General features: G+C 65.1%; 13 protein-coding genes. 6 read left to right on the top strand and 7 right to left on the bottom strand.

The genetic code is table 11. The annotated features are described in order from the left end of the window. The first annotated feature begins 10 nt into the window (after positions 1 to 10). Positions 11 to 430, top strand: coding sequence for a VOC family protein (locus B2W55_RS00880; RefSeq protein ID WP_024584538.1), 420 nt, complete (start codon positions 11 to 13; stop codon positions 428 to 430). A gap of 137 nt (positions 431 to 567) precedes the next feature. Continuing rightward, a complete protein-coding gene (locus tag B2W55_RS00875) occupies positions 568 to 2,148 on the top strand; it encodes an AMP-binding protein (RefSeq protein ID WP_024584539.1) in 1,581 nt (526 codons plus the stop codon). A 103-nt stretch (positions 2,149 to 2,251) separates the two neighbouring features. Here the strand turns inward: B2W55_RS00875 and B2W55_RS00870 are convergent, their stop codons facing one another. The 3 genes from B2W55_RS00870 to B2W55_RS00860 all read right to left on the bottom strand — a co-directional run bounded on the left by B2W55_RS00870 (position 2,252) and on the right by B2W55_RS00860 (position 5,921). Further along, on the bottom strand, positions 2,252 to 3,541 hold the full coding sequence (locus tag B2W55_RS00870; RefSeq protein WP_024584540.1) for a cytochrome P450: 1,290 nt from the start codon (positions 3,539 to 3,541) through the stop codon (positions 2,252 to 2,254). A 129-nt stretch (positions 3,542 to 3,670) separates the two neighbouring features. Further along, complete coding sequence (locus B2W55_RS00865; RefSeq protein ID WP_024584541.1) at positions 3,671 to 4,768, bottom strand: HD-GYP domain-containing protein; 1,098 nt, start codon at positions 4,766 to 4,768, stop codon at positions 3,671 to 3,673. Positions 4,769 to 4,997: 229 nt separating this feature from the next. Then, a complete protein-coding gene (locus tag B2W55_RS00860) occupies positions 4,998 to 5,921 on the bottom strand; it encodes a LysR family transcriptional regulator (protein WP_024584542.1) in 924 nt (307 codons plus the stop codon). A 194-nt stretch (positions 5,922 to 6,115) separates the two neighbouring features. Here B2W55_RS00860 and B2W55_RS00855 point away from each other — a divergent pair, with 194 nt between their 5' ends. Next, positions 6,116 to 6,694, top strand: coding sequence for a hypothetical protein (locus B2W55_RS00855; RefSeq protein ID WP_024584543.1), 579 nt, complete (start codon positions 6,116 to 6,118; stop codon positions 6,692 to 6,694). Between the two features lie 67 nt (positions 6,695 to 6,761). Here B2W55_RS00855 and B2W55_RS00850 read toward each other — a convergent pair whose 3' ends face one another. After that, the gene (locus B2W55_RS00850) at positions 6,762 to 9,047 is read right to left on the bottom strand and encodes a xanthine dehydrogenase family protein molybdopterin-binding subunit (RefSeq protein WP_024584544.1); all 2,286 of its coding nucleotides are present in this window, start codon (positions 9,045 to 9,047) and stop codon (positions 6,762 to 6,764) included. Next, the gene (locus B2W55_RS00845) at positions 9,044 to 9,535 is read right to left on the bottom strand and encodes a (2Fe-2S)-binding protein (RefSeq protein ID WP_024584545.1); all 492 of its coding nucleotides are present in this window, start codon (positions 9,533 to 9,535) and stop codon (positions 9,044 to 9,046) included. The genes B2W55_RS00850 and B2W55_RS00845 overlap by 4 nt, the downstream gene beginning before the upstream one ends. A gap of 293 nt (positions 9,536 to 9,828) precedes the next feature. On the opposite strand from B2W55_RS00845, the gene B2W55_RS00840 reads away from it, so the two are divergent. The 3 genes from B2W55_RS00840 to B2W55_RS00830 all read left to right on the top strand — a co-directional run bounded on the left by B2W55_RS00840 (position 9,829) and on the right by B2W55_RS00830 (position 11,802). Further along, positions 9,829 to 10,614, top strand: a complete 786-nt coding sequence (locus B2W55_RS00840; protein WP_024584546.1) for an alpha/beta fold hydrolase — start codon at positions 9,829 to 9,831, stop codon at positions 10,612 to 10,614. A 23-nt stretch (positions 10,615 to 10,637) separates the two neighbouring features. Continuing rightward, the gene (locus tag B2W55_RS00835; protein ID WP_024584547.1) at positions 10,638 to 10,976 is read left to right on the top strand and encodes a hypothetical protein; all 339 of its coding nucleotides are present in this window, start codon (positions 10,638 to 10,640) and stop codon (positions 10,974 to 10,976) included. A gap of 154 nt (positions 10,977 to 11,130) precedes the next feature. Continuing rightward, a complete protein-coding gene (locus B2W55_RS00830; protein ID WP_024584548.1) occupies positions 11,131 to 11,802 on the top strand; it encodes a dienelactone hydrolase family protein in 672 nt (223 codons plus the stop codon). Between the two features lie 83 nt (positions 11,803 to 11,885). Here the strand turns inward: B2W55_RS00830 and B2W55_RS00825 are convergent, their stop codons facing one another. Then, positions 11,886 to 12,635: a polysaccharide biosynthesis/export family protein gene (locus B2W55_RS00825; RefSeq protein ID WP_024584549.1), complete on the bottom strand. Its 750-nt coding sequence runs from the start codon at positions 12,633 to 12,635 to the stop codon at positions 11,886 to 11,888. Positions 12,636 to 12,762: 127 nt separating this feature from the next. Next, positions 12,763 to 13,422, bottom strand: coding sequence for a peptide-methionine (S)-S-oxide reductase MsrA (gene msrA / locus B2W55_RS00820; protein ID WP_024584550.1), 660 nt, complete (start codon positions 13,420 to 13,422; stop codon positions 12,763 to 12,765). Positions 13,423 to 13,567: the final 145 nt, after the last annotated feature.

The following is a 13,567-nucleotide window of genomic DNA, read 5'->3' as shown; positions in this document are numbered from 1 at the left end:
AGGATCGATCATGTCCGTCAAGGTGAATGGGCTCGACCATCTCGTGATCAACGTCACCGATGTCGTGCGCTCGGTTGCCTGGTACAGCAGGATCCTCGGCATGGAAGTGAAGGTGTTCGATCCCGGCAAGGGCAAGACACCGCGCACCTCGCTTGTGTTCGGCAACCAGAAGATCAATGTGCGGCCGCGCGATGCCGACAAGGTGGAGTGGTTCACCGCCGATCACGAGACGGCCGGCAGCGACGACCTCTGCTTCCTCACCTCGAGCACGCCGGAGCAGGTGGTTGCGCATCTGAAAGCCAATGGCGTCAAGATCGAGGAAGGCCCGGTCGCCAAGCAGGGCGCGCGCGGCACGCTGCGATCGGTCTACTGCCGCGATCCCGACGGCAGCCTGATCGAGATTTCGTCGTACGAGGATGGCGCGAAGTAGCTTCCGCGCCACGTCTTCCGCGCGACGGAACGGATTGCTCCATCGCTACGCTTCCGATTTGCTCTCGGCGCACACCGATGGCAGAACTGCTCCCAACCAAGACCAATCGCGGCCGGCAAAGCCGCGCGGGAGGACACATGACCAGTTCAAAAGCAGTGCCCGGCATCGTCGGACCGTTCGCGGGGCTCGACGTGCCATGGTTGCTGCGGATGCGCGCCGAGGTGCGCCGCGATCATCCATTCCTGATCTGGGCCCCGTTCGATGCGCCGGCGCGGCGCTGGAGCTATGGCGAATTTCATGAGCGGGTCGGCGCGCTGGCCGCAGGGTTTGCCAAGCGCGGCATCCGGCAAGGCGACTATGTCCTGATCCATCTCGACAATTGCATCGAGGCGATCATGTCGTGGTTTGCCTGTGTCGAGCTCGGCGCGATCGCCGTCACCACCAACACCCGCTCGGCCGCGGCCGAGATCGAATATTTTGCCGGCCATTGCGGCGCGGTCGCCGCGATCACCCAGCCGGCCTATGCCGAACTGATCGCAGCCAACTGCAAGGGGCTGCGCTGGATCGCGGTGACCTCGCACGATGCCGGGCAGGCCCCGGCACAGCCGACCGCGCGCGGCGATAGCTTCGATTCGCTGTTCGCCGACAGCGCCGACCGGCCGAAGCGCCCGATCGATCCGCTCGCACCGTGCAGCGTGCAATACACCTCCGGCACCACGTCACGGCCGAAGGCGGTGCTGTGGACCCATGCCAACGCGCTGTGGGGCGCCAAGATCAACGCCGCACACCAGGACCTGCATGCGACGGACGTGCACCAGACCTATCTGCCGCTGTTCCACACCAACGCGCTGGCCTATTCGATGCTGGCGAGCCTGTGGGTCGGGGCGACCTGCGTGATCCAGCCGCGCTTCTCGGCGAGCCGGTTCTGGCCGGTGGCGCTCGAACACGGCTCGACCTGGACCTCGACGATTCCGTTCTGCATGAAGGCGCTGCTGGAGCACGAGGTCCCGAAGGATCACAAGTTCCGGCTTTGGGGCACCGCCGTGAACGAGCCGCCGCCATTCGCCGTGTTCGGCATCAAGATCATCGGCTGGTGGGGTATGACCGAGACCATCACCCACGGCATCATCGGCGAGGTCGACCAGCCGAACACGCCGATGTCGATCGGCCGCGCCGCGCCGGAATACGAAATCCGCATCACCAATGATGACGGCACCGCGACCGGAGTCGGCGAGACCGGCAATCTCCTGATCAAGGGCATTCCCGGCCTGTCGTTGTTCGCCGAATATCTGCACAACGACAAGGCGACGCGCGAGAGCTTCGACGAGCACGGTTATTTCATCACCGGCGACCGCGTCACGATGCTGGAGCGCGGCTGTATCAAGTTCGGCGACCGCTCCAAGGACATGCTGAAGGTCGGCGGCGAGAACGTCGCGGCCTCCGAGATCGAGCAGGTGATCGCCGTGGTCCCGGGCGTGCGCGAGGCCGCGGTGGTCGCGAAGAAGCACCCGATGCTCGACGAGGTGCCGGTCGTCTTCATCATCCCGCAGGCCGGCGTCACGGCGTTGCCGGCCGACCTGCACGACAAGGTCATGACCGCCTGCCGCTCGGCGCTCGCCGACTTCAAGGTGCCGCGGGAGATCCGCTTCGTCGACGAGATGCCGCGCTCGACGCTGGAGAAGGTCGCGAAGGCGGAGTTGCGCAAGATGCTGGAATAGGACCTGCTCGTCATTGCGAGCGAAGCGAAGCAATCCATGGTTCAGCGCATGCTGAGATAATGGATTGCTTCGTCGCTGCGCTCCTCGCAATGACGGTGAGACCTTAATTCACCTCGAACCGGATCGGCAGCTTCTTCGGGCCACTCACAAAATAGGCCTGCGTCATCTTCACCTCGCCGTCGAGCGACAGCGATTTCAGGTGCGGCAGCAGCTCCTCGAACAGGATGCGCATCTCGAGCTTGGCGAGATACTGGCCGAGGCAGAGATGCGCGCCATAACCAAACGCGACGTGGCGGTTGGGCTTGCGGTCGCTGCGGAAGCGGTCGGGCTCCTCGAACACCTCCTCATCGCGATTGCCCGAGGCGTAGCACAGCATCAGCCAGTCGCCCTTGGCGATCTTGCGGCCGCCGAGCTCGGTGTCGGCGGTGGCCGAGCGCATGAAATGCTTGACCGGCGTCATCCAGCGGATCGATTCGTCGACCAGGCCCGGGATCAGTTCCGGATTGGCCTTCACCTTGGCGAACTCCGCGGGGTCCCTCGCCAGCGCCCAGATCGCGCCCGCGGTCGAGGACGAGGTGGTGTCGTGGCCGGCGGTCGCGACGATCATGTAATAGCTGGTCTGATCGTGCTCCGGCATGTAGTCGCCGCCGATCTTCGCATTGGCGATGACGGTGGCGAGATCGTCGCGCGGATTCTGCCGGCGATCCTCGGTGATCTTGCGGAAATAGGCGGAGAAGTCGGCGATGATCGCCTGCAACATCACCGAGACCTGCTCCGCGCTCAGCGCGTCGCGGACGCGCGCCGTGTCGGGATCCTGCGGGCCGAACAGCTCCTGCGTCAGCTTGAGCATGCGCGGCTCGTCGGCCTCGGGCACGCCTAGGATCTCCATGATGACATGCAGGGGATAGCCGAGCGCGACGTCGTCGACGAAATCGCAGGCGCCGCCGCGGTCGAGCATGCGCTGCACGGTGGCGCGCGCGATCTCGCGGACCCGGCCCTCGAACTTGCCGAGATTGGCCGGCATGAACCAGCCCTGTGTCAGCGCGCGATACTTCGGATGGTCCGGCGCGTCCATCTGCACCAGCGAGCGCACCAGATTGGGACCGCCGGTGATCTTGCGAACGCGTTCCTCGAGCGCCTGGTTGGTCAGCGTGGTCGGGCGGTCGGCATTGTGGAACAGCTCGTTCTGCCGGCTGATCGCCTGTATATGGGCGTGCTTGGTCACCACCCAGAACGGATCGAACTTGTCGGGCCGCGCGATGCCGAGCGGGTTGTTGGCGCGCAGCCAGCGATAGCTGTCGTGGATACTGTCGTCGGCATAGGCGACGGGGTCGACGAGGGTAGCCGCGATATTGGCGGGGATATCGAGATCCCCGGTCGTTGCCGTGTCCATGATCGTCCTCGCCCGCGGAAGCCATCGGTCGTGCCGATGATCACCGGAATCTAGGCGGGGTTGAGGAGGACGACTTGCGTTGATTGGCTAAAAGCCTCGCCCCAGGCAGACGGCAGAGGCCACGAGGGCTCAATAATGCCCGAATGCCACCGGGCGGAACGCCTGCAACAGTTGCTGGTCGAGCTTGCCGCCCATCTCCTCCATCATGGAGAATGCCTTGGCGTGGGTGAATTGCAGCCGGTAGGCGCGCTTCTCGACCAGGGCGGCATAGACGTCGACGATCGTGGTGACGCGGACGATGTCGCTGATCTCCTTGCCGCTGAGACCGTTCGGATAGCCGGTGCCGTCGAGGAATTCGTGGTGGTGCAGGATCACGTCGAGCATTTCCGGCGGGAAGCCGCCCTGGGCGGACAGCGCCTCGTAGCCGCGGCGCGGATGCTCGCGGAGCTCGGCCATTTCCTCGACCGTCAGCGTGCCGGGCTTGTCGAGCAGCGCGACCGGAACGAACGCCTTGCCGACATCGTGCAGCAGCGCGGCGCGGGCAAGCCGGCGCTGATCGTCGTCGCGCATGCCGAGGTGCTGCGAGAACGCCACCGCGAAGCCGGTCACGAACAGGCAATGGCGATAGGTCTCCTGGTGATGGCAGCCGACGGTGGTCAGCCACTCACGCAGCGAGTTGTGCTTGATCGCCTTGAGGATCTTGTTTTCTGCGGCGACGATGTCGTCGAACTTGAGCGGTTCGCCGGCGCGCATCCGCTCGAACATCTTGACCATCACGCCATGCGCGGCTTCGACGCCACGGTTGAGCGCCTTGCCGCGATCGGTCTCATCGTAACCGCTGTTGTCGGGGAACGCGGCGCGGATGCGCTGGAGGATGCCGCGCGCATCGAACGGCCGCGAGATGGTGTCGGTGGCGCCGAGCGCCCAGGCCTGCATCGAGGCGTGATGCAGCGCATCCGCCAGCACGAACAGCCGCGGCATCTCGCGATAGGCATCGGCCTGCAACTTGGCGCGGACCAGTTGCACCGCCTCGGGCGAGCGCAAATTGATGTCGACCACGATGCCGGAAAGGTCGCGGTCGGGCCGCTCGGGAATATCCGACGTCGGAACGGTATCGACCTCGCCAACGGAGCGCAGGATGCTGGCGAGTTCGGTGCTTTGATCGCTTCGATCCGACGCCAGCAGCAAGCGGCGCTTCGAAGTCTGATTATTGGCCAAGGCAGTCATGGAATCCCCGTCGCGGTAACGACCGACGGCGGACGCTACCTGACGATGCGTTCCCTCCCGCTTAATGGGGATGCTGAACGGCGGTTAAGCGCGGTCGATACAATTTGATGGACCGGAAAATCCGCTAGCAATATCAGGCCGGCCCGGACCGACGCGTCGAGGCGACTCCCGCAGCCAATCATCAATTTTTGGGTCGCCCAAGATAGCGTTGATACCTGTGCCGGCCCGCTCAGTCGCAGGGTCTCAGATAGCCTGCGGCGATCGCCATCTCCACAAGCTCCTTGATGCCGTCGCGGAGACCGCTGATGCCGACGTCGCGCTCGCTCCGCTCGTGCCAGACGACGCCCGCGTCGAAGCCAGGCAGATCGAACGGAAGCTTGAACCTTGCAACGTCCGTGCGGCGCTCGACCAGCCCATCGGGAACGATCCCGAGCAGATCGCTGTTGGCGACGAGGCCGGCCACCAGCATATGGCTCGGCACCAAAAGGCCGATGTCGCGCGTGATCCCCTGACGGCGCAAGGCGAGATCGATCCGGTTCGGAAACAGCCCGTCGGAGGATACCACGACGTGGCGTTGCGCCATGAAGCGTTCGCGTGACGGCCGCTTCAGGATCGGATGACCGGGTCTGGCGATGCCAACGAAGTCCGAGCGGCAGAGTTTGAGCGCGTGCAACTTCGCGGGCAGCGGCTCGAGCGGCGCCACCATGAGATCGCAAGTGCCGTCGACCACCATGCGTACCGCAACGTCCGGGCCCGGCCACGGCTTGGCGTGGACCGACAGATACGGCGCCCTCGCCTGAACCCAGCGCCACAGATCCGGCAGCAGTCCCGCCAGCGCATAATCGCCCGACGTCAGCGTGACGGTCTGGCGAACCTCGGACAGCGGCTGCGGGGTCAGCCCGACCACGGCTTCGACCCCGGCCAGCACGTCGTTCAGCGGACCGGCCAACCGCTCGGCCTTGGGCGACAGCATGAAGCGATTGCCGTGCCGGATCAGGATCGGATCGTCGAACAACACGCGCAATCGCTCCAGCGCGTTGCTGAGCGCCGGCTGCGAGAGGCCGACACGTTTGGCCGCCTTGCTGACGTGGCGCTCCGCGAGCAACGCCTGCAACACCACCAGCAGATTGAGGTCGATCGAACGCAAATTCATCTGATCAATACCCGGATATACAAAGTATCCATTAGATCGATGCATTGCACTGCGCTAGGAGTTTCGCAACTCACTTGCCCCTCACCGCCGACCTTTGCCGGGGGCGCGATCGATCCGAACACCGGCCACGATGTGGATGCGGCGCTGCGGATGGGCCGCGCCATCGCAGGCGCGCGCCTTCATGGACCCTTGTGATGCATGCCCCCAAGCGCGCCGGCCTGGCACGCAACCTTGCGACCCTCCTGACCGGAATCTGCGTGTCCTCCTGTGCGCACGACTCATCCGATCGCGTCACCGGGGAGTGTTCGGTGGCGCTGGTCGGCAAGTGCTCGTCCAAGCAGGTCACCAGCGACCTGTCGGCGAGCGACAAGGCGGCGCTGGTGTCGTTGCAGAACCGCAAGGTCGGCATCACCATCAACGATGCGTTGAAGGCCGCGGAAGCCTCGCTGAAGGCAAACGAGTTCGAGCAGGTGTCGATCGACAGCACCGGCGCACTGGTGCAGGGCGAGAAGAATCACAAGATCGCCGACCGTGGTCATCAGGTGCTACAGGCGGTGATCAACGCCAAATTACCGATGCTGAGGGCCAAGCCCGACCACGAGACGACGCGCGCGCTGGTGACGGTGCACGCGCTGTCGGGCGTCACGGCGGTGCACGCCGAATTCATCACGACGATCTGGGACAGCAAGGGCGATTCGAAGACGCGCGTGGTGACCGATCCGCAGGTCTATAATTCGTTCTTCGCCAAGTTCGCCGACAATTCGCCCCGGTGATCGCGAACGAGAAAACGCCGGAGAGCGGTGCTCTCCGGCGTCTTCATTGGTTCGGTCGTTCAGGCCGTCACGCCTTCATCGCGGCCTTGACGGCCTCCGCGGTGATCGGCAGGCCGCGCACACGGGCACCGACCGCGTTGAACACGGCGTTGCCGATCGCCGGCGCCACCACCGTCACCGCGGGCTCGCCGACGCCGGTCGCCTTCTCGCCATTGGCGATGACGTTGACCGCGACTTCCGGCAACTGGCTCATCCGCAGCGGCGTGTAGCTGTCGAAATTGGTCTGCTCGATGCCGCCGTCCTTCAACGTCGCCTTCTCGAACAGTGCCAGTGACATGCCCCACAGCGCCGCGCCCTCGACCTGGGCCCGGATGCCATCGGGGTTCACTTGCGTACCAACGTCGGTCGCAACCGTCAGCTTCTTCACCGTCACCTCGCCCGACGGGGCGACCGCGACATGCGCGACGCAAGCCGTCCAGCTCGCAGTGGCGCGCTCCTGCGACGACACGCAGGCAACGCCCATGCCTTCACCCTTGGGCAGCTTCTTGGTGCCGTAGCCGGCGAGACCCATCGCCGCGAGCAAGGTATTGCGGAGACGCTGTGCGCCGCCGTCGTTCTTGCCCTTGCCGTCGAGCAGTTCAACCCGCAGCAGGGCCGGGTCCTTGCCGGTCGCATGCGCGATCTCGTCGACCATGCTTTCGATCGCCCAGAACGTCCAGCCCGGCGCCACCGAACGGAGCTGACCTGACGGGGTGGCGTTGTGCGCCATCTCGTTCTTGATCGCCCGCACATAGTGGTTCGGCACGGTGTAGAAGAAGTCCGCACCGTTGACCGTGAACGCGTCGAGCGGCCCCTTCTTGTCGACCGAGGGCGACAGGAAATCAGGGATACCCCAGCGCGCGGTCGGCCAGGCCGACACCACGTCATGGCTGAGAGCGACGACCTTGCCGTCGCCGTCCATGCCGGCTTTCACCTTCTGGTAGGTCAGCGGACGCGAGAAATCCATCGTCATGTCGTTCTCGCGCGTGTAGATGACCTTGACCGGCTTGCCCGTGGCCTTCGCCGCCTGCACCGCGGGCACCATCATGTCGGCGTCGAGACGCCGGCCGAAGCCGCCGCCCAGCCACGTCTGGTGCATCACCACGAACTTCGGATCGATCCCGGCGGCGCCGGCCGCGATCGCGCCGGAGCGCGTCGCGAACTGGTTGCCGGAATAGATGTGCAGGATGTCGCCCTTGAACTCCGCGGTGGCGTTCATCGGCTCCATCGGCGCATGGATGTTGATGTTGGTGGTGTATTCCGCCTCCAGCACCTTGGCTGCCGAGCCAAAGGCCGCATCCGGATCGCCGTCCTTGACGAAGAACTGCCCGGAATCGCTCAGCCCCTGCAGCCGCTTGGCTTCGGTGAGCAGCGATTCGCTCGACAGCTTCGCGTTCGGGCCGCCGTCATAGCTGATCTTCAGCGCCTCGGCCGCCTTCTTCGCCTGCGCGTAGGTGTTGGCGACGGCGACGACCCAGCCGGTCGTGGTGGTGGTCTTGTCGTCCAGAGTGACGGCCTTGATGAAGCCGGGCAGCTTCTTGGCCGCGCTGTCGTCGACCGACTTCACGGTGGCGCCGTAGCGCACCGGCGGGGTGACCAGCGCGCCGTAGACCATGCCCGGCAGCATCGTGTCGATGCCATACTTGGCCGTGCCGTTGACCTTCAGCGGAATGTCGAGCTGCGGCACCGAGACGCCGATCATGGTGTATTGGTCGGCGGTCTTCAGCTTGATCGCCTTCAGATCGTCCGCCGTGAACGTCTTGGTCGCCTTGCCGCTCTTCACCACCTCGGCGAACGACATCGACTTCTTCGACTTCGCGTGACTGATCCTGGAGTCGCGTACCACCAGCTCGCCGGCCGGCACGCCCATGGAGGCCGCCGCCGCCTCGGTCAATGCGATGCGGCCGGCTGCGCCGGCGCGGCTCATGGCGTCGAAGTTCATCATCGTCGACCAGCTGCCGCCGGTGATCTGCGCGCCAAGCACGGGATCGTTGTACTTGGGATCGTTGGAAGCGAGCTGAACCCGCATGTCCTTCCAGCTCGCGCCGAGCTCTTCGGCCACGATCTGCGCCATGGTCGAGGCGACGTGCTGGCCCATATCGGCCTTGCCGCAGGTCACGGTGACGAGCCCGTCGGGCGCGATCGCATACCAGACGCTCGGCTCGAAATTGGCCGGCGCGGGCGCCGCGAGCGCCTGATCGATGCCGGACGCGGCGTAGCCGAGCACGAGACCGGTGGCAGCGGTGCCGACCAGGAAGGAACGGCGGCTGAGATCGGTCGCCTCGGGGGCGAGGTTCTTCACGTGTTTGTTCATGTGGCCCTCCGCTCGGATCCGGTGGCCGATGCGGTGCGCATGTCGGACGCAGCGCGCATGATCGCCTTCTGGATTCGGGAATAGGTCATGCAACGGCACAGATTGCCGTCCATATGCGCGACCACTTCTTCCTTGGTCGGATTGGTGTTCTTCGACAGCAGCGCGGCGGCCTGCATGATCTGACCGGACTGGCAATAGCCGCATTGCGGCACCTGCTCGGCGACCCAGGCCTTCTGCAATGGATGATCGCCCTTGGCGGAGAGGCCTTCGATGGTGGTGATCTTCTTGCCGACGGCGTCCGCGAGCGAGGTCTGGCAGGACCGCACGGCTTCGCCGTTGAGGTGGACCGTGCAAGCGCCACAGAGACCCGCGCCGCACCCGAATTTGGTGCCCGTCATCTGCAATTGCTCGCGGATGACCCAAAGCAGCGGCGTATCATTGGCCGCCTCGACGGACATGTTCCGTCCGTTGATATTGAGATTTGGCATCTCTCTCCCCTTCCGGTGTAGGAAGCCGCTTACGGCGGCAACTCACTGTTGGGTCATGGCTGGCGCCCACCGGGTAAGCGACAGTTGCCAAGACAATGATCCGGTTACCGCTTGGAGGCAATCCAATTTGGAACCGTTCGAAAGGAATAAGTTTTCCGAAGGCGCCGGTTGTGCGTTGCGGCAATTGCATGAAGCTTTTGAAATGCCAGTATTGATGCCTTATCGGTAGGTCCTACCAAGGTCGGTAGTGCCGCCGGACCGGACGCCGGCGGGAAACAACGAGGAGCCCGTGAATGGCCAAGCTCAACCGCGACGGCGTCGAGATCTATTATGAGATTCACGGCAACGGCCCGCCTCTGATCCTCACCCACGGCTACTCTTCGACATCGGCGATGTGGCAGGGCCAGATCGAGGCGCTGTCGAAGCGGCACAGGCTGATCCTGTGGGACATGCGCGGGCATGGCCAGTCCGACTATCCCGACAATCCCGATGCCTACAGCGAGGCACACACGGTCGGCGACATCGCCGCCCTGCTCGACGCTGCCGGCGCCGACAAGGCTGTTGTCGGCGGGCTGTCGCTCGGCGGCTACATGTCGCTGGCCTTTCATCGCGCCCATCCCGAGCGGGTCCGCGCGCTGCTGATCATCGACACCGGCCCGGGCTTCAAGAAGGACGACGCCCGCGAGGTCTGGAACAAGCGCGCTCGCGACACCGGCGACCGGTTCGATCACGAAGGGCTCGACATGCTGAAGTCGCTGAGCCCCGAGCGCGCGTCGGTCACGCATCGCAATGCCCGGGGCCTCGCGCTCGCCGCGCGCGGCATGCTGGCGCAACGCGACGCGCGGGTGATCGAGTCGCTGCCTGACATCAAGGTCCCGTCGCTGGTGGTGGTCGGCGCCGATGACACCCCGTTCCTCGCAGCGTCCGACTACATGGCGGTGAAAATCCCCGGCGCGCAGAAGGCGGTGATCCCGAACGCCGGCCACGCCGTCAACATCGATCAGCCGCAGCCCTTCATCGATGCCGTGCTACCGTTCCTGGATGGTCTTGAAGCGGACGCGCCGGGAAAGACCGGGTGATACATCACGTGAGGGATCGAGCCATGAAGACGATTGCCGCCGCCGTGTTGCTGACTGTGGCCGCGACGGCGGCGAGCGCTGAAAAGCTGCCGCCGTTCGGCGGTCCGGCCTCCGCCTTCCCCGCGACGTTGTCGAACAACACGCCGCTGGTGTTCGGCATGGGCGTCGCGGACGCGCAACGCGCACTCGGCACGCCCTTCACCCATGTCGGCGGTCGGCCCGGCAACGAGATCTTCCTGACCTTCCGCGACCTCGGGCGGAGCGGGCTATTGCCGCACCATGACCGCCTCTTCCTGCAATTCCGCAAGGGCCGCCTCGCCGGCTGGAAGGGCGACTGGGGCGAGAACTGGATGTGGCGCTAGAGCGTTTTCGAGCGAAGTGGATACCGGTTCGCGTGAAGAAAACGCGTCAAGACAAAAACCCGGAGCCCCGTTCTGATTCCATCGGGACGGGGCTCCAGCCTCCCGACCCACCACCGACATCTTCATGCAACCCCCAACGTGACAAGGATGGACCATGGGACAAGACATCAAGCTCAAGGCTTCGGATGGATTCGAGCTCGGCGGCTATCGCGCCGATCCGGCCGGCGCGCCGAAAGGCGCTGTCGTCGTGATCCAGGAGATCTTCGGCGTCAACCACCACATCCGCTCGGTCTGCGACCGGCTGGCGAAGGAAGGCTATGTCGCGGTGGCGCCCTCGATCTTCGACCGCATCACGCCGAACTTCCAGAGCGGCTACTCACCCGATGAGATCGCCGAGGCGCGCAAGTTCGTGGCCAATCCGGATTGGGCTGCGATGCTGCGCGACACCCAGGCCGCGATCGACGCGGTGAAACCGGTCGGACCGGTCGGCATCATCGGCTTCTGCCTCGGCGGCAGCATCGCCTATGCGGCCGCCACCAAGCTGTCCGGCCTTTCTGCCGCAATCGGCTATTACGGCGGCGCCGTGGTTCGCTTCGCCGACGACAAGCCGGCCGTGCCGACGCAACTGCATTTCGGCGAGAAGGACACCGGCATTCCCTTGAGCGATGTCGAGACCATCAAGTCGAAGCGGCCCGAGGTCGAGGTCTTCATCTATCCGGGCGCGCAGCACGGCTTCCATTGCGACGAGCGCGCCAGCTACGACAAGGCCAGCGCCGACATAGCCTGGCCGCGCAGCATGGAATTCTTTGGAAAACACCTGCGCTGATGAAGCGCAGCTCTTTTTACCTCGTCATTCCGGGCTCGCGCGTCGCGCGCCCCGGAATAACGGAACGAGAGTGATTGCCTGGCCTAGAACCAGCGCTCGCCGACGAACACCGTATCGCCCGGGCTCATCGGCGTGCCCATCGGCACCACGAAGCGGCCGGAGCCGGATGCATCGGTATGGGTCAACGTCACGCTGTCGCGCCGGGCGCGCGGCGAGAAGCCGCCGGCGATCGCAACCGCGCTCTCGACGGTCATGTTCGGCACATAAGGATACTGGCCCGGCGCCTGCACTTCACCAAGGATGAAGAACGGACGGTAGGACTCGATCTCGACCGCCACTGACGGTTCGCGAATAAAGCCGTTGCGCAGCTTTGCCGAGATTTCGGCGGCGAGACTGGCTGGCGTGCGGCCGCGCGCCGGCACCGAGCCGATCAGCGGCATGGTGATCGTACCCGCGGCGTCGATCGCGTAGGAATTGGTCAGGCCTTCCTGGCCGTAGACCACGACACGGAGCTTGTCGCCGGGGCCGAGATGATAGGCATTGTTATATCCCGCGGGCCCACCCGGCGCGGCGGCATAGACGACCGGGGCGGGAACCGGCGCGGCATAGTCATAACCAGGGGAAACGTTAGCGAAGGCGGAACGCAATGCGCTGATCGCACCGCCGCCGCCGGCATCGGCCACCGGAGCGGGTGCGTAGGCTGGACCATAGGTGACGGCATCAACGCCTTGTGGGCCCATGGCAACCGGGCCGGACGTGCTCATGCAGCCAGACAGCGCGAGCGCAGCCACAACGGCAGTGATCGGCAATCGTAACGCGCGTGCAACTGGCACCGGACTTATCCCTCAACGGCGAGACAAGCCTAGTCTTGCACCACTTATGGTTAATAAAGGGTTCGCCGAGGGCAAGCGGGGAGCCGGACAGCCCGGCTCCCCCTTGATTTGGCGCACCACGATGCGATCAGGCGGCGGTGACGCCGACGCCGATCGGGCACGACACGCCGGTGCCGCCGAGCCCGCAATAGCCCGCCGGGTTCTTCGCGAGGTACTGCTGATGATAGTCCTCGGCGAAATAGAATTCGCCCGACGGTGCGATCTCGGTGGTGATCGCGCCGAGCCCCTTGGCGGCAAGTGCCTTCTGATACATGGCCTGCGATGCATCGGCGGCTTTGCGCTGCGCATCGCCGAAGGTGTAGATCGCGGAACGATACTGCGTGCCGATGTCGTTGCCCTGGCGCATGCCCTGCGTCGGGTTGTGGTTCTCCCAGAACGTCTTCAGCAGCTTCTCGTAGGAGATCTTTTTCGGGTCGAACACGACCAGCACCACCTCGGTGTGGCCAGTGCGCCCCGAGCACACCTCCTCATAGGTCGGGTTCGGCGTGTGGCCGCCGGCATAGCCGACCGCGGTGGTGTAGATCCCGTCGCCGAGTTCCCAGAACTTGCGCTCGGCGCCCCAGAAGCAGCCGAGCCCGAACACCGCCTGCTCGAGGCCCTGCGGATAGGGCGGCGTCAGCCTGCTGCCGTTGACGAAATGCGTGGTCGCGGTCGGGATCGGCGTCGCGCGGCCCGGCAACGCCTCGGCGGCGCTTGGCAACGCGGTGGTCTTGCGCATGAACAACATGGATACCTCCAGGCGGGACATCGGCCGACGCGGGCTGCGGCCTGCGGGCCGGCTGTCACTTATATAGGTCGTTACGCAAATGATGGCAGCCCTGTTACCTGACGGGCCGCGGCCAAGGACGCTGCCGCCAGGGACGGCTGTAGCC

This window comes from Bradyrhizobium sp. UBA2491 (assembly GCF_002341725.1).
In the GTDB taxonomy this organism is placed as follows: Bacteria; Pseudomonadota; Alphaproteobacteria; order Rhizobiales; family Xanthobacteraceae; genus Bradyrhizobium.
Note: the sequence above shows the minus strand (reverse complement) of the source record. Positions and strands in the feature narration are given on the sequence as shown.